Source organism: Enterococcus hirae ATCC 9790, from assembly GCF_000271405.2.
GTDB classification, from domain to species: Bacteria; Bacillota; Bacilli; order Lactobacillales; family Enterococcaceae; genus Enterococcus_B; species Enterococcus_B hirae.
Genome location: NC_018081.1, coordinates 14,217 through 32,234, shown reverse-complemented (window position 1 = coordinate 32,234; position 18,018 = coordinate 14,217). Strand labels below are relative to the sequence as shown.

General features: G+C 35.3%; 13 protein-coding genes. All 13 read left to right on the top strand.

What is annotated here, in order from left to right; translation table 11 throughout:
* Positions 1-28 precede the first annotated feature (28 nt).
* The 13 genes from EHR_RS00145 (at position 29) to EHR_RS00085 (ending at position 17,817) form a co-directional block, all read left to right on the top strand.
* A complete protein-coding gene (locus EHR_RS00145) occupies positions 29-2,167 on the top strand; it encodes a glycosyltransferase family 2 protein (RefSeq protein ID WP_010738175.1) in 2,139 nt (712 codons plus the stop codon).
* 204 nt (positions 2,168-2,371) lie between these two features.
* Entirely contained in the window at positions 2,372-3,763 is a 1,392-nt protein-coding gene (locus tag EHR_RS00140; RefSeq protein WP_010738174.1) for a sugar transferase, read from the top strand.
* A gap of 17 nt (positions 3,764-3,780) precedes the next feature.
* Complete coding sequence (locus EHR_RS00135) at positions 3,781-4,821, top strand: glycosyltransferase family 2 protein (RefSeq protein WP_010738173.1); 1,041 nt, start codon at positions 3,781-3,783, stop codon at positions 4,819-4,821.
* A 252-nt stretch (positions 4,822-5,073) separates the two neighbouring features.
* Positions 5,074-5,919 (top strand): LicD family protein, encoded by an 846-nt coding sequence (locus tag EHR_RS00130; RefSeq protein WP_010719733.1) that lies wholly within the window; start codon positions 5,074-5,076, stop codon positions 5,917-5,919.
* 12 nt (positions 5,920-5,931) lie between these two features.
* Positions 5,932-8,649: a DUF5776 domain-containing protein gene (locus EHR_RS00125; RefSeq protein WP_010738172.1), complete on the top strand. Its 2,718-nt coding sequence runs from the start codon at positions 5,932-5,934 to the stop codon at positions 8,647-8,649.
* Positions 8,650-8,883: 234 nt separating this feature from the next.
* Positions 8,884-9,585 carry an IspD/TarI family cytidylyltransferase gene (locus tag EHR_RS00120; protein ID WP_010719731.1) on the top strand — a complete coding sequence of 234 codons (702 nt, stop codon included), beginning with the start codon at positions 8,884-8,886 and terminating at the stop codon, positions 9,583-9,585.
* 9 nt (positions 9,586-9,594) lie between these two features.
* Positions 9,595-10,656, top strand: a complete 1,062-nt coding sequence (locus EHR_RS00115; protein ID WP_010738171.1) for an NAD-dependent epimerase/dehydratase family protein — start codon at positions 9,595-9,597, stop codon at positions 10,654-10,656.
* On the top strand, positions 10,649-11,623 hold the full coding sequence (locus EHR_RS00110; protein ID WP_010719729.1) for a glycosyltransferase family 2 protein: 975 nt from the start codon (positions 10,649-10,651) through the stop codon (positions 11,621-11,623). The genes EHR_RS00115 and EHR_RS00110 overlap by 8 nt, the downstream gene beginning before the upstream one ends.
* Positions 11,624-11,663: 40 nt before the next feature.
* Complete coding sequence (locus EHR_RS00105) at positions 11,664-13,100, top strand: O-antigen ligase family protein (RefSeq protein ID WP_010738170.1); 1,437 nt, start codon at positions 11,664-11,666, stop codon at positions 13,098-13,100.
* Between the two features lie 138 nt (positions 13,101-13,238).
* Positions 13,239-14,063, top strand: coding sequence for a LicD family protein (locus EHR_RS00100; protein ID WP_010738169.1), 825 nt, complete (start codon positions 13,239-13,241; stop codon positions 14,061-14,063).
* An 80-nt stretch (positions 14,064-14,143) separates the two neighbouring features.
* Positions 14,144-15,115 carry a glycosyltransferase gene (locus EHR_RS00095; RefSeq protein WP_010738168.1) on the top strand — a complete coding sequence of 324 codons (972 nt, stop codon included), beginning with the start codon at positions 14,144-14,146 and terminating at the stop codon, positions 15,113-15,115.
* Between the two features lie 9 nt (positions 15,116-15,124).
* On the top strand, positions 15,125-16,549 hold the full coding sequence (locus EHR_RS00090) for a lipopolysaccharide biosynthesis protein (RefSeq protein WP_010738167.1): 1,425 nt from the start codon (positions 15,125-15,127) through the stop codon (positions 16,547-16,549).
* Positions 16,550-16,872: 323 nt separating this feature from the next.
* Entirely contained in the window at positions 16,873-17,817 is a 945-nt protein-coding gene (locus tag EHR_RS00085; RefSeq protein WP_010738166.1) for an NAD-dependent epimerase/dehydratase family protein, read from the top strand.
* Positions 17,818-18,018: the final 201 nt, after the last annotated feature.

Below are 18,018 nucleotides of genomic sequence, written 5' to 3'. Positions count from 1 at the left end.
TATTTTTAATAAAGGAGAACAAAAGCTCGTGCAAAAAAAAGAGATTGCTGTATTTATAGACCGAATTACTCGTGAAAGAGCAACTGGGGATTTATTGATTGTTGGCTGGGCGGTTGATGAGGTGACGAAAGAAATTCCGATCATTAAAGTCGATAAGGACAAAGTATCTGCCGAAGTCACCAATGTTGTTCGTTTGGATATCAATCATTTATACAATCTGGATGTGAAAACACCGAGTGGTTTCAACATCCGATTATCTGGAAGAATGAGAGGTAAAGCGATTTTAGATTTCCAAACAAAATCCCATCAAAATGGGATTGCGGTGAAATTGAATGGTCGTTATCCGTATGACGATGGCCTTGAAACAAACTGGGAAAAGAAAAAAAGATTGCTTCAAAAAGGATTCAATTATGCACGGACACACGGAGTGAAAAAAGCGATCCGACGTGTCAAGTTTGAAATGAAACCAGCTTCTGTGGATTATACCGAATGGATCAAACGTCATGAACAGTTTGATCTCCAAAAGCAACGTCAAGATGCTAAAGGATTTGAATATCGTCCATTAATCTCAGTACTTATGCCAGTCTACAATGTCGAAATCAAATGGCTGGAAAAATGTATTGATTCTGTTTTAAAACAAACGTATGATCACTGGGAACTATGTATCAGTGATGATGCATCAACTGATCCTAAAATCAGAAAATGTTTAGAAAAGTATCAAGCTAAAGATCAACGAATCAAAGTCGTTTTTAGAGAAAAAAATGGGCATATCAGTCTAGCGACCAACTCTGCTTTGGAAATGGCAACAGGAGAGTTCATAGCGTTGTTAGATAATGATGATGAACTACCGCCTTATGCGTTGTTTGAAGTCGCAAGCGTCTTGAATCAGCGTCCTGAACTTGATGTCATTTATAGCGATGAAGATAAGATCGATGCGGAAGGTCAGCGTTTTGATCCTCATTTTAAAGCGGATTGGTCACCAGATACTTTAATGGGCAATAATTATATTTCACATTTAGGGGTTTATCGTACCAGCTTAGTTAAAGAAATCGGTGGATTTAGAAAAGGATATGAAGGTTCTCAAGATTATGACTTGGTACTACGAATCACTGAGAAGATCCCAGCTGATCACATTTATCACATTGATAAAGTACTGTATCACTGGCGCACGATTCCGGGATCTACTGCCAGCAATGGTGAAGCGAAGAGCTATATTTATGATTCTGGAGTCAAGGCATTGACTGATGCACTCGATCGTAGAGGAATTAGAGGAAAAGTTCGTCCTGGACGAATCTCTGGTTTCTACGAGGTCAATTATGAAGTGCTGCAAGAAGACTTAGTTAGTGTCATTATTCCCACTAAAAACGGATATGATGACTTAAAACTATGTATCGACTCAATTATTGACAAAACAACCTATTCCAACTATGAGATCATTGTTGCTGATAACGGTAGTACCGATCCTAAGATGCAGGAACTATTTAAGGAATACCAGCAACGACTAAACGAACGTTTTATAGTGGAATTGATCGATATACCTTTCAATTATTCTAGGATCAACAATCTAGCGGCAGAAAAAGCAAGTGGCAAATATTTATTGTTCTTAAACAATGATACGGAAGTTATTGAGCCTGAGTGGATGACCAATATGGTTGCCTATGCGCAATTTGATCGAATTGGCTGTGTCGGTGCCAAACTTTATTACCCAGATGATACGACACAACATGCTGGTGTGTTAGTTGGTATTGGTGGCGTTGCTGGTCATGCGTTGAACAACTATGACCAAACACACTGTGGTTACTTTGGTCGGTTAGTCATCGATGTCAATTACTTAGCGGTAACAGCTGCCTGTATGATGGTCAAAGCCAGTGATTTTCATGCGGTCCATGGCTTTGATGAAACATTAGCAGTCGCTTTCAATGATGTGGATTTATGCCTGAAAATTTATGAGCTAGGTCGATATAACGTTTATGCCCATCAAGTTGAACTTTATCATTTTGAATCAAAATCAAGAGGCTATGAAGATACGCCTGAGAAGCAAAAACGTTTTGCAGGTGAGATAAAGAAAATGCAAGTGAAATGGCCAGGATATATCAACCATGATCCTTTTTATAACGATAATCTGACAAAAGAAGGAATTGGAGATTTTTCATTAAGACCAGATTAATTAAGAAATGAAAATAGAAACTATCATGCAATCAGTTAAGAAAGCATGGTAGTTTTTTTCGTAAAATGAGATATTAAAAGCAAGCGTTATAATTGTAGAGCAGTAGTTTTTTGTAATTCTGTTACAATTTGTTTATTCACTAGGCTTTTAAACCCTGCTATGGTAAGATAATAGGTGCATTATTTTGTGATTAGGAGTGTATATATGAATAAAAATGGGGAATGGAGTGCTGCAAGACGAATATTCATTATTTTAATGGATGTTTTGATGTACAATGTAGCCATATATAGCAGTTTCTTACTGAAATTTCATGGGGAAATACCCATGCGGAATTTTGAAACTTTTCAACATTCAGCAATCTTTATTTCTGTTATATTTATTGCCTTGAATATCTTATTGGGCGTATATGTTTTTTATAATCGAACGGTCAGCGATATCGTGTTTGTCACGGTTATTGGTCAAGTCTTAATGACATTGGGGATCATGGTCGTCACCTTTGCTGGACGCTGGTTTGCTTTCCCACGAGGCGTAATTTTACTGTCATTTGTGCTAGCGACCATTTTATTGAGTCTTTACAGAATATTAATCTATAAGTTGTACTTGAAAGTCAGTCGTGATAAGAAAGTCGTGATCGTTGGATCAGAAAAAGATGTGGCACCGGCCATACAAAATTTCAGTTCTAAAAAAAATAATAAGCATAAAGTAGAAGCGGTTGTCATCGATCACTACTATGAAAATGTGAAAAAAATGATTGATCAAATGGATATCGTCTATCTGGCTTCACATATTGAAGAAGCAGAAAAAGTAAAAATCTATCAACTAGTGACAAAAAATGAGAAGAAATTATTTCTCAATACGACATTTGAAAACTTAACGATGATCAATCCAAACATCATGAACTTTGAAGATGAAAGTATTATTGAAGCTTCAGGATTCAGAATTCCACCAGAATATGAATTATTCAAGCGGTTGTTTGATATTATCGTTTCGTTGATTTTACTGATCATAGCCTCACCTTTCATGTTATTAACTGCTATTTTAGTAAAAGTTACTTCACCGGGTCCGGTTATTTATAAACAAATTCGGATCACTAAAAATCAAAAAGAATTTTCAATCTATAAATTTCGCTCGATGACTGCGACTGCAGAAGCCAAATCAGGACCTGTTTTGGCTAAGAGCAACGATGCTCGTGTCACTCCAGTGGGTAAATTTATCCGAGCAGTTCGTTTTGATGAATTACCACAAATCTTTAATGTATTAAAGGGAGACATGTCGATCGTTGGTCCTCGACCAGAACGTCCTTTCTTTGTTGATCAATTCAATGCGGAAAATCCTTATTACTATTTGAGACACAATGTACGTGCTGGGATAACGGGTTATGCGCAAGTTTATGGGAAATACGTATCAGATTACAACAGTAAATTACGGTTTGATTTACTTTACATCAAGAAATATTCTTTATTGCTCGATTTAAAAATATTATTACAAACCATTAAAATTCTTTTTGATAAGATGTCTTCTCAAGGCTTGGAAGAAGATGAGAATGTTCATTCATTGGCAGAGATTGCTTTTCCAAAAGAGAAAATCTTTCGCTAGTTGAGAGGTAGTGAAAAATGAGTAACCCAAAATTTAGTATCGTCATACCCATTTATAATGCTGAAAGCACGATTGCTCGTACGATCGCATCTTTAAAAGAATTTGATTTTACTGATTATGAAGTTTTGTTAATCAATGATGGTTCGACAGATCAAACGGAAGCAATCATTACGAGACTTATTGAGAACGACCCTAAATTTCGACTGATCACAACGGCTAATCAAGGGCCTGGTTTAGCAAGAAATGAAGGGATTATGCAAGCCCAAGGAACTTACATCTTATTTTTTGATGCGGATGATACGCCGAAAAAAGAAGTTTTATCTGATTATGACAAGCTTTTAGCTAAACATCCAGACACCGATTTGATCGTTAGTTCATTTATCTTTCGAACGATGGACGGAGAACAGATTATTTCAGAAAAAGAAAATTTAGTGACGGAGCATCATTATCAAAGTCATGATAGTTTTATAAAAGACATGTATCGATTAATGAACGATCAGTTGATGTATGTAGTTTGGAATAAATGTTATCGAAGGGATATTTTAAAACAGAATCAGCTTCTTTTTAAAGGATACAATAGCTGTGAAGACCGTATTTTTAATTTGCATTATTATAAATATTGTCAAAATGTCCTGATGAACCCGAAGATTTCTTATATTTATGAATTTGAAGGTGGCAAAGGAATCACGAATCAGTACCGTCCCAATAAATTTAGTACCTTCAAAGAGTTCTACCAATTAGCAAATGAAGTGACGAATGAAGTCGATAAGCCAGGAATGGCAGCTCTCCATTTAAAAGGAACGACGTCGGTCATCTTTTCTATCTATGGCACTTCGACACGGACAGCAAAAGAAAAAAAAGCTGAAGCAAAGCAAATATTAACGGATCCAACTATTGTTGAGGCGAAAAAAATTGCTTGCACCGACTCTACAGTAAAAAAAGTAACGAAGCAATTGTATAACCTGCCTTGTTCATTCTTTTTAACTGCTGTACGCATCGGAAGTTTTGTTGAAATAAAGATGCCAGGATTGATGGCAACACTAAAACGAGTGTATTAAATAAGCGACCGGAATAGCAGGGTGATATCATTTGCTTTTCAATCGAAATAAAAAAGCAGTGACAGCTGTCATGGCTTTATTCTCACATTTATAAAAGTGTTAGGATAAAAGTTTCTTCTAACACACTATTTATTCGAGTTTGGGTCTTTAGGTTTTCCTTTTGACCCACACTCTTTTTTTGCAAATTTAGACAGATTCTATTTCGGATAAAAAAATAGTTATGATAAAATAAAAATAGAGGGAGCTGTAAGTATGTATAGTAATGATCCTGAATTAAGAAATGTCCAGCAGGTAGTGTTAGAAATCGCTCAATATTTTGTCGATTTTTGTAATAAACACGACCTACTTTGTTATTTTTGTGGTGGTGGCTGTATTGGCTCTATCCGTCATCAAGGTTTTATTCCTTGGGATGATGACTTGGATTTTTTTATGCCTAGACAAGATTATGAAAAAATAAAAGAACTATGGCCAAAATATGCTGATGTTGAACGCTATCCGCTATTGGTTGCTTCTGAGAATTACAATGATCATAATTCATTTATGACCATTCGAGATGCAAATACCACATTTGTCAAAACGTATCAAGAAGGAATGGCTATTCCTCATGGTATACCGATTGATATTTTTCCTTTGGACGGTGCGCCTGAAAAAAGTGCGCAACGGAAAATCCAAAAAATGTGGGCGCTCGTTTATGCATTGTTTTGTTCTCAGGTTGTGCCCGAAAAACATGGAGGAATGATGGCAACAGGTAGCAAGGTGCTTTTAAGTACGTTCTCTTCGCCCAAAATCCGCTATAAGATTTGGCGTTTTGCAGAAAAACAAATGAGTAAGTACTCATTCGGATCGACACCTTATGTCACAGAATTATGTGTCGGACCTAAATATATGGGAAATATTTACCATTTGGAAGATTTTAAATCAGCGATTGTTGTTCCCTTTGAAGAGACAAAAATGCCAATTCCTGTTGGATATGACCGCTATTTGAAACAGGTCTTTGGTGACTACATGCAATTGCCCCCTGAAGAAGAACAACAGCCTCATCATGAAGCTGTTCTTGTTGATACTAAAAAAGCTTACAAAGTAAACGATACAGTATGAAGGAGAAAAGAGATGAAACGGATTTTTTCTGGTGTACTTTTATGTACATTATTATTAAATAGCTCTATTTCCAATACTTATGCAATTGAAAATATAGCTAAAACTTCTCAATCTAGTCAAGAACAGAAGGCTATGAATGAAGTGGGAACTGAAGAAAAGCAAATGAACGACTCGTATGATTCAGCAACACTTACCACAACTAACGATACAAAACAATCGGATAGTTCGACAACTACGGAAACATCTACGGCTGAGACTTCTTCGACAGAATCCAGTATGACCAGCAGCTCGACAATCCCCACTCAAGAAAGTACCAGCACTTCGGGTTCCGAGACCGCCAATTCTACGAGTGATTCTACCGAGGTCCAACCAGATGCTAGTCAAGGTGATTCAAGAGAAGATGCTGAACTCGGGAAAAGAGGGACAAACCATAAAAAAGGTACTTATGCCATGCAACCGTCTGGCAGTCAGTATGGGATTATGACGAGAATGAGGGAACCTGATAGTGTATATGCCGATAATCCTAATTTACCAAGAAAAGACTTCATTGATGTCGCTAGTTGGAATGGAACAATCTCTGTTGCTGAGTATCAAAAAATTAAAAGTTACGGGGTTACGGGAGTAACCGTCAAGCTCACTGAAGGAACATCTTATACTAATCCGTATGCGCAAAGTCAAATCAACAATGCTAAAGCTGCAGGACTAAGCGTGTCCGCTTATCATTATAGCTTGTATACATCTGTCCAGACGGCTCAAGCAGAGGCAAAATATTTTGCACAAGCAGCGTCAAAATTCGGTTTGCCCAAAAATGCGATCATGTTCGATGACGCAGAAGACCCAAACTTGATTTCCAACGGACGCGATACGCAAAAAAATGCTCTGGCTTTTAATCAACAACTAAAAAATCTTGGGTATTCTAATGCTGCACTATATCTTAGTAGAGGCTGGCTAGATAGTGGGTACATCAATCCTGCTCCCTTTAATAAAGAACGTATATGGGTCGCACAATATCCTTATACTCCAACACAATCGATGCAGTGGAACAATGATTATGGCGCTTGGCAGTGGTCGTCTAAAATGTATTTCCCAGGTTTGGCTAATTATCAATCACGTCCCTTTGACATGTCGATGATTTACAGTTCTTTTTTTGGAACGCCAAATACAGGAACCGGACCTGACCTAAATAAATATTATACGACAAATCCTGGAAGAGTCATCCTCAAGAAGGATGATTGTTTTTACAATGATGTGAATTTTACCAGTCCTGGAATGACTGTTAAAGAAAATACTTTAGTTACTGTGAAAAGTATTCAAACAACCGCTAGTGGGATTCCACGCTTATTTACAGATCACGGTTATTTAACAGCAAATAAATCATATGTTGTAGCGGCTCAAAGCAATATTGATTCTTATTTTACAACGAATCCTAAAAAAGTTCGTTTGAAGACCGATGATTATTTTTATGCAGATACAGCTTTTACCCAGCGTTTGAATAAAGTCACGAAAGGTACAGTGGTGGAAGTAGAAAGCTTAGCTTACACGGACTCTGGTATTTTCCGTTTAAAAACAAAAAATGGCTATTTGACTGCGAATAAAAATTTGGTCGAACAGTATCGTGATATCTCTGATATGTACTATATGACAAATCCAGGACAAGTCATTGCTCAGACAAATGATCGTTTTTACCAAGATGTCGAGTTTACAAAACCAGGAGAATCAGTCTCAGCTGGTACGGTCATCAAAGTAACGGGAATTGAAAAAACAAAGAGTGGAATACCTCGATTAAAAACAAATAAAGGCTTTTATACAGCAAATAGAGACTACGTGATCGCAACTGTAGCATCAATTGATAATTACTATACGAAAAACCCTGTTCGAATCGTCATGAAAGCCAATGATACTTACTATCGAGACACAGACTTTCTCCATAAAGGAAAAGCAGTGACGAAAGGATCGCTTGTATCTGTTACAGGTGTCGTATACCGTGAAGGTCAAGTACCGCGATTGCTTACGCCCGATGGCTATTTGACGGCTAATAAAGAGTATGTGCAAGAAGTGCCAGATAATATCTCAAACTATTATTATAGTAATCCAGGATATGTGGTCATGAAGACAAATGATACGTATTATCATGATGTCAATTTCAGTCAAAAAGGGGAGGCAGTCTCTAAAAATGAATTGATTGAAGTCCAAAATGTGGTATTTACAAGTGGTGGAATCCCACGGTTAAAAACGGCAAAAGGCTATTTGACAGCAAATAGAGGTTATGTAACACAATTAGTGAGTGACAGTGATAATTACTTTATCGAAAATCCAAGAAAAATTGTTATGTTGAGGGATGATCGCTATTATTCTGACATAGACTTTAAACAACCAAGTACCGCAATTGCGAAAGGTACGGTGATCGATGTCTTAGGTATCGAGTATACAGCTGGTGGAATCCCACGATTAAAAACCAATAAGGGATATGTTACAGCTAATAAAGGGTATGTTACAGCTGCTGCGAATGCAAATGATAATTATTTTGTGACGAATCCTAAAAGAGTTCAACTGTTGATGAATGATTACTACTATAAAGATCTCAGTTTTACGCAAAAAGGAGCTGCAATTAGCAAAGGAACGATCGTAGAGATCCAATCAATCGAATATACCCCATCAGGACTTCCACGATTAAAAACAGCTGATGGTTATGTGACTGCAAATAAAAAGTATGTTCAAAAAGTAAACTAAAAATAAATAAATCAACACATCAATCGAATGTTCTATCATTCTTTTGATGTGTTGTTTTTTTGTATAATACTTATATTTCACCGAGGCTCAGTGGAAAACATTGAAAGTTATTGGCAGTTGTGAGAAAATGTAAAAGGTTAAATATGGTTTTTATTGAACGGATAGTGAAATAATAGGCAAGTTTTCAATACCTATTTAGTATAAATACACATAAAAGAAAGGAATTTATCTCATATGATTACAGCTATAATTATTGCCGGTGGCGTTGGCAAACGAATGGGGCAGGATATACCAAAACAATTTATTAATATCGAGGGAAAGCCCATCATTATTTATACATTGGAGTCATTCCAACACCATCCACAGATTGATCGAATTCTTGTTGTATGTAAATCAGGTTGGGAAGAAACCATGTGGGCTTATATCAAAGAGTTCAATATCAGTAAAGTCCAATGGGTGATTACTGGCGGATCTAAAGGACAAGAATCAATCAATAACGGTGTACAATTTTTAAAAGATTATTCAGAGGATGATGACACAATTATCATTCATGACGGTATCCGTCCATTGGTGGATGAACTCGTCCTATCAGATGTGATTGTGAAATGTAAGGAATATGGAAATGGTGTGACTTCATTACCGTATAATGAACAGATTTTTATTAAGAAAACCGAAGAAACGACACAACAATATGTGGATCGTAATACGTTACGACGTGTTTCAACACCACAAGCATACCAATATGGTAAATTACTATCTGCTTATAATCGGGCGGTCAAAGAAAATATTGGAATGACAGACTCATCTTATACCAATACGATGATGGTGGACTTAGGTGAAACCTTGTATTTTGCGGCTGGTTCTGATAAAAATATCAAATTGACCACAACCGATGATTTAGAGCTTTTCAAAGCATATTTAAAAATGAAAGATTAGGTGAAGAGGATGTCTTTAATAAATAATCCACTATATAAAGATGATTTGCTGAAGGTAGTCGAACATACTCCTGATTTAAAAAGTTTGGATGGTCAATCTTTACTCATGATTGGTGCCTCAGGTATGATTGGTTCTTTTTTAGTCGATACGTTAATGTTAGCAAACCAGTATTTAGGGGTTAATATTAAAGTATATGCAATGGGAAGAAATCGTCAAAGATTGGAAGAACGATTCTCTCCGTATATCTCTGATCAAAATTTTGAGATCATCGAAGGAGACGTGACAGATCCGTTGCCTTTTTCTATTAAGGCTGACTATATCATCCACGGTGCAAGCAATACCCATCCAAAAGCTTATGCAACCGATCCAATTGGCACGATTATGACGAATCTTGCTGGTACAGAACAAGTATTGAAACATGCTGTAGCAACAGAACCGAAAAGAGTGCTTTTCCTTTCAACTGTAGAGATCTATGGCGAAAATCGTGGAGACGTTGAAAAGTTTTCGGAAGATTATTGTGGTTATATTGATTGCAATACTTTACGTGCCGGCTATCCGGAAGGTAAGAGAGTCAGTGAGTCCCTTTGTCAGGCATATATTGCGAAGCATCAATTAGATATTGTGATTCCAAGATTATGCCGTACATTTGGCCCAACGATGCTGTTATCTGACTCTAAGGCTTCTTCTCAATTTATCTTGAATGCAGTGCATGAAGAAGATATTGTATTAAAGAGTGAAGGAAACCAGTATTTTTCCTATATTTATGTAGGTGATGCTGTTTCAGCGATGCTTCATCTCCTTATTCACGGTCAGAATGGAGAAGCTTATAACATCTCTAATGACAGTTTTGATTTGCATCTAAAAGAGCTTGCTCAAAAACTTGCTGAAATTAGTGGGAAGCAAGTCATTTTTGAATTACCTGATGCAATTGAACAACAAGGCTTTTCTAAAGCAAATACGGCTATTTTAAATAATGAAAAAATTAAAGATACTGGCTGGTTCCCGATCTTTAGTCTAGAAGAATCACTGAAGCATACAGTACAGTTAGTTAAGGATGAAATACATGTGTGAAATTAGTATCATCGTACCTGTTTATAAAGTTGAAAAATATTTAAAAAAATGTGTAGATTCCATTCTCGCTCAGACTTTTTCCGATTTTGAACTGATTTTAGTGGATGACGGTTCACCTGATAATAGTGGACGTATTTGTGATGACTATGCAAAGAAGGATGCTCGTGTACGGGTCGTCCACAAACAAAATGGTGGATTGAGTAGTGCAAGAAACGCGGGAATCGAAGTAGCCAAAGGAAAATATTTGGGCTTTGTTGACAGTGACGACTATATCGCAGAAGATATGTATGAACTTTTATATAAAGCAATCATCAAAGAAGAGGCAGACTTATCGATCTGTGGTATTTATGATGTCTACGAGGGAAAAGATCCGATAATCAAACCCACAATCAAAAAAACAGTAACCGCTGAAGAAGCGTTATTATTAATTTTACAAGGAAATATCATCTCTGTTCATGCAGTGAACAAACTCTATAAGCGAGAACTGTTTTCAACTATCCGCTATCCAGAGGGAAAATATCATGAAGATTCTTTTATTATTGTAGATTTATTGAATCAATGCCACAAAGTAGCCATTGACTCTGAACAAAAGTACTATTATTATCATCGTCTTGGAAGTATCAATACAGAAAGTTTTTCAGAAAAACAATTTGAATTTATTGAAGCTTGGGAAAACAATGAAATAAAGCTCAAAGACCGAAGTCAAGAAATCAAAAAAGCAGCACATCAACGTGTTTGTTTTGCTAACTTTTTAGTTCTCGATAAGATTATAGTAGCAAACGTAACGGATCGTCCGGAAACAAAAGAAATCGTAAGTTATTTAAGACATAACTTTCGATTCATTATGGAGAATGAGATATTTACCAAGAGTCGTAAGTTTTCTACATTACTCTTAATGATTAGCTTACATTTATATAAGTTTCCAGTAGAATTTAGAAGGAAACATATAACTAAAACTAAAGATTAACCGTTACGGTGATTGATCTTTTATACTAATGGAGGATAAAATGTTTACTAAATTTTCAAAGCAATTCCATAGTATAGGACAAAAAATAGCATTGCCCTATATTGTTTTTTTTGAGCTTGTCTTAATCTGTCGGATGGTTAGTGTTTATTCCACACTACCACCAAAAATCGATTCCATCTTTTCGATGATTATCATGTTATTATCAGGAGTCATTTTCCTTAGCCACTTTTTACCAATGATTCTCGAAAAAAAGAAAATAAAAATTGAATATTGGTTAATTGTTTTTATAGTGATTCTAGCAATCAGTACATTGTTGAATCGAGAATATGCTTTCACGGAAAACATCAAACTGATTATTTGGCAATGTATCTTTTTCTTTTGTGTATTTGAAGTGGGAAGAGAAAATAACAAAAAACTATTTACTGTGTTTGAAACGATTCTTTTAGTTGTTTGGTCTGCACTTGTCCTATTTTCTCTTTATTTGTTTTTTGCTCGTGTAAGTTTTTCTACGCCAGTTAAATCATTGTATTATGGCATGCGAATCGGTTTTTTTGAAAATCGTCTTTATGGGATTTTTGTTGATCCAAACTATGCGACAACTATTTCATTGGTTTGTATTATTTTTGCCCTTAGAAAAGCTATTTTTAATCAAAAGCTATGGGTGAAAGTTCTTTCTATTTTTGTTATGTTTGTTCAATTTAGCTATATTTCTCTCTCAGGTTCAAGATCTGGTATGATCCAATTGGTAGTTGCGGCCTTTTTTGGTGTTTTCTTCTTTTACTTATTTTATCAGTCGAAAAAAAATCAATCGTTAGTATTGAAAGTAGTAGGAGCAACAGTCCTAGCTGCGATTAGTTCAGCCGTTGTTTTTGGTGGCGTATCATTGATGAAAACAGGTTACGTCAATGTAGCAAACCGTGTGGAAATCACAAGTCCTAAGGTCGTTGACTTTTTTGAAAAAGATTCAGAGAAAAAAATTCCTGACGAAAAATTGGTCACTACCGAAAGACCGGATGTTGTTGAAAATAAAGATATTTCTAACAGTCGTTTTGCTTTATGGAAAAGTGCAACTGAATTGATGCGACTTGAACCCATTTTCGGAACAACACCAAAAGGTTTTGTGGCAATTGCCAAAGCTAAAATCCCAGAGACTCATATTGCTAAAACGGGGCAAACACCTCACAGTGCCTTTTTCTATCTATTAGCAGCAACTGGTATCTCTGGAACAATTGTTTTTGTCCTATTTTTACTATCAAAAATGTGGCAGTCTTTGCGGATTCTATTTGCTACAAAGCAAAAAAATTATCTGGAATTTCTGATAGATAATCAAATTGTGTTGATCATCTTAGTCTCTAGTTTATTGATTACTGAAATTATACTAACTAGACGTTCTGCAACATTTATTTTCTGGTTGTATTTAGGAAAACTTCAATATGATTTCGATCAACAAAAACAATTGAACAGACTGGAAAAATAATTAAGGTAATAGGAAAAATCCTTGCAGAGAAACAAAGGATGCAAGGATATTTTCTATTATTGGTCAATTTGATGATCAAAGGCAAATAAATATTCCCGTTCGTTAGTAAAAAATTTAATTGGATATAGGAGACTTCTTATGAGAGAATTAACAATGGCAGAGGTACAAAAAAAAGCAGTTGATATTTTAGTTTATATTGATAAAATCTGTCGTGAAAACAACCTAAAATATACCATATTTTATGGAAGTCTGATTGGTGTTGAACGCCATCAAGGTTTTATCCCTTGGGATGATGATATTGATATCGTGATGCCCCGACCAGATTATGAAGAATTGCTTTTGATCTTAAAAAATGATACAAATTACAAGTTGTTGTCCTTTGAAACAAGAGAAAATTTTAGATATCCATTTGCAAAAGTGATTGACCCAAAAACTGTAGCTAAAACAAAGCAGTTTTTTAGTGGGGAAGAACCTGATTTAGGCGTTTTTGTTGATATTTTTCCTATTGACGGCATTCCAGATTCTGCTACAGAACGTCAAGCTTTAAGAGAGACAACAGAGAATTATCGTCTAAACTTAATGGACACTTTGGGATTAGCTTATGCTCGAAGCTTTGATTTTTTGAAAGCAATCGTAAAATTAGTAGTGCGTTATCCTCATCATAAAAAATTATTGAAAATCGGAGATAATGTCTATTGGCAAAAAAAATATCAAGAAGCTGCTAAAAAAATCCGATTTGGAGATACGGACACATGTGGTTATTTAGAATGGATCCATATTGATTGGGGTGTTTTTCCAACGCAATGGTTTACTGAATATGAAGACGTCGAATTTGAAGGACACAAAGTAATGGCTATCAAAAATAGAGGAGATTTTCTTACATTGCGTTACGGAGATTACATGACAATGCCACCGGAAAATGAACGCGTGACACACCATCCGTATAACTTTTACGAAAAATAGCCTCTCGAAATGGTTACAAAAAGTAAGACGAAACAACAAAGTAGCATCTTTAATACTATATCTTAGAAGGAGTGAAGTAAATGCGTGAAAAACTGCAAACAACTGTTGTAATGGCTACATATAATGGCGAAAAAAATATTATAGAACAGCTCAATTCTTTGAAAAATCAATCTCAAAAAATTGATGAAGTTATCATAAAAGATGATTGTTCAACTGATCAGACAGTCAATATTGTACGAAGATTCATTGAAGAAAATCAGTTACAGGCTACCTGGCAATTGATTGTTAATGAAGAAAACGTTGGATGGCGAAAAAACTTTTTTAAACTGCTGGATCTAGCAAGTAAAGATGTTGTGTTTACTTGTGACCAAGATGATATTTGGCATGAAAAAAAGATTGAAGAAATGAGTCGTACTTTTGCGAATCAACAAGTTCAAGTTTTAGTATCAGATTATCATGAATTAGTAGAGCCAGGTGGTTTAGCAGAAGAGTTAAAACGGGTTGATACAGAAAAAATAGAGGGACAATCAGAAGAACGAGTGGTTTTTAATGAAAACAACTTATTCCTAAGACGTCCAGGCTGTGTCTATGCTATTCGCCAAAGCTTTATTGCGAATGTGATGCTTTATGCTTCAAGAATGGAGAATGCAGTCCATGATATGTCCATGTGGGGAAGTGCTGTTTTAAGCAATGGGTTATTTCTCTTAAGAAAACCGTTGATTGAATGGCGTAAACATGGTCAAAGCTCTTTTAAAAAAGAAATTGACCAAGCAAACAAAGTAACAGCCTACCAAAAAAGACTAAATACGTTACGACGAAGATTGCAACGTGTACATGCAGCCAATAACTATTTAGCTAATTTAACTGATATAGATGATTTTGAGAAGAAACAAAAAATGCTCTTGTCAATGATTGATGAACTAGAAATGCGTATTGCTATATTAGAAAAGGAACAGTTATCAACAATTCTTGCTTCTTTCTTCCGCTATAAGCGTAAATTTTATTTTGGTACTGATATCTATCATCTTATAAAATATAAGTCAGGAAAGTGAGGTATCAGCATGAACCATAAAGCAAAAGCTGTCGCAAAAAATCTATATTATACCGTAGCAGCTAACTTTGCTACATTAGGTATTTCTGTCCTTTTAAATTTATTTGTTCCAAAATTATTAGGAGTGACTGAATATAGTTATTGGCAACTCTATGTCTTTTACTCTTCTTATGTAGGATTCTTACATTTTGGTTGGATTGATGGTATTTACTTGAAAATCGGTGGAGAAGAGTACAAAGACATTGATAAACGTTCTTTAGGATCGCAGTTTTGGTATTTAGCGATATTTGAATTTTTTGTTTCGATTTTCGTTATTTTATGGGCTTACTTCTTTATGCCTGGAGAATACCAAGCACTGATCTTGATTTTGACAGCTGTTGTTTCTGTAGTGACCATCGTTAAAACATTTATTCTCTATATTTTCCAATCAACAAATAGGATTAAAGAGTATGCCCAGTTATCAAGAAATGATCGCTATTTATATGTTGTCTTAATCGGTATATATTTTGCCACAGGTGGGCGGGAATTTTACTGGTTGATCATTATGGATATCATTTCAAAATTAGTGATTACAATTTGGGGAATGACCCGAATAAAAGATATGCTGCAAGTTAAAATGATTGGTCTAAAAGAACTAGTACCTGAAATCTTAGATAACATTAATATTGGTAGCAAATTAATGTTGAGTAGTATTGCTAGTATGTTAATTATGGGTACGATCCGTTTCTTTGTTCAACAACAATGGTCAATCCAGACTTTTGGTAAATTATCTTTTACTTTAAGTATCTCTAATATGTTTTTGACCTTTATCAATGCGGTGGGGATCGTCATGTTCCCGCTTTTAAGAAGAACAAATCGAGATCGTCTTTCCTCTTTATTTCAAACACTAAGAGGTGTATTTGTTCCTTTGACGTATGCTATTTTGATTTTTTATATTCCAGCAAAAATCGTTTTAGGCATGTGGCTACCTGAATATGAAGTTAGTTTAAGATTCATGGGGATCTTATTTCCAATCGTTATCTATGAAGGAAGAATGTCCTTATTAATCAATACCTATTTGAAGACATTGCGTAAAGAAAAAACGATTCTAATGGTAAACGTCTTGACGTTGACCTTATCCTTACTTCTTTCTCTATTCGTCATTTTCATCATAGGGAATTTAAACTTAACTGTCGGATTAATACTTGCTAGTTTAGCATTCCGTTGTAATTTAGCTGAATTTTTCTTGTGTAGAGATATGAATATTAAAATTGGTGCTAAAATGTTTTTAGAAACCTGTCTAACTTTATTATTCATTTTTAGTAATCTTTGGTTTGATGGCACTTATATGAGTATGGTTGCCTATATTGTGATATATATCATTTATTTAGTGATTGTCCATCGTGGTTTTTTGAGCGACTTAAAAGATTTGCGATACTTAGTCAAAGATCATTAATATAAAGAAGACAGTGAGGGACTGTGACAAAAGACTTGTCACAGTTCCTTATTCTTGCAAAAGGTGATAGAGAAATACATTCTTGACCAACTTCTGCCAAGGCAATAACAAAGAAGTAGCGTTTAAATAAGAAAAATATTATCTACTATTAGAATATTTTATGCATGGTATGGTTTTCTTGTTAGACAGGAGATAACTATTGGAAAGGGAACAATTAGTCTATGATCGCTCTATTTAGGGCATATATATAAGATAGTATTCTCAGAATAAACGTGTTACACTAAACTTATCTTTTATGTAAATCAATAATTGGAGTGAAAATAGTGGAAAAAATATTGATTACCGGTGGGGCTGGTTTTATCGGTTCTACCTTAGCCAATCACTTAGGTAAAGAAAATGTAGTGATTGTTGTTGATGATTTATCAATGGGAAAAGTAGAAAATCTTGAGATGGATAGAAACATCACGTTCATCGAAGGTGATGTAGCGGATTCAGTATTGATGGAAGAAATCATCCGTGCCAATCAATTTGACTACATTTTCCATTTAGCGGCAGTTGCTAGTGTGGCAGATTCGGTTGCCCGACCAGTAGAAACACATCGAGTTAATTTTGAAAGTGTGCTGATGCTGTTAGAATTGGTCCGGAAATATCAACCAAACTTAAAACGAATCGTATTTAGTTCTTCAGCAGCAGTTTATGGGGATGAACCAACTTTACCAAAAAAAGAGGAATCCATTATTCGTCCATTAACCCCTTATGCAATCGATAAGTTTGCAGCTGAACAATATGTTTTGGATTACTGTCATTTATATGATGTTCCAGGAAGTGCAGTTCGTTTCTTCAATGTTTACGGACCAAACCAAAACCCAAATTCACCTTACAGTGGTGTGATTTCAATCTTAGTTGATCGTTATAAAAAACAATTAGCGGGAGAAAAAACGTCATTTACTTTATATGGAGACGGTAGCCAATCAAGAGACTTTGTCTATATCGATGATGTGATCCAAGCTTTACTTCTGGTAGCTAACAAAGAAGCGGCTTTAGGCCAACAATTTAATGTCGGAACGGGAAAAGCAACTACATTATTAACATTGATCCAGACGATTGATCAAATTTTAGAGACGGAATTAGCTTTAGAATATCAGCCAGAACGTTCAGGAGATATTCACGATTCATTAGCAGATATTTCTAAGATTCAGTCTATTGGTTATCTACCAAATTATGATGTATTAAGTGGTATGAAAAGCTATTTAAAAACTGAAATATAGTGAATAATAAGAGTCGACAGTTCTTATTCGTACACTTGAAAAGTGGATGGAACGAAATCTTAAACTTTGAGAAATAGAACTATGATAGTCGGCTAAATACAGTCGCCATGCAAAAGTCAGATAACATTCTAACTTTTGCATGGCGATTTTTTTAATAAAAAAATTTTTGAACTATGACGTACTTAATTTTTGGGACGATAA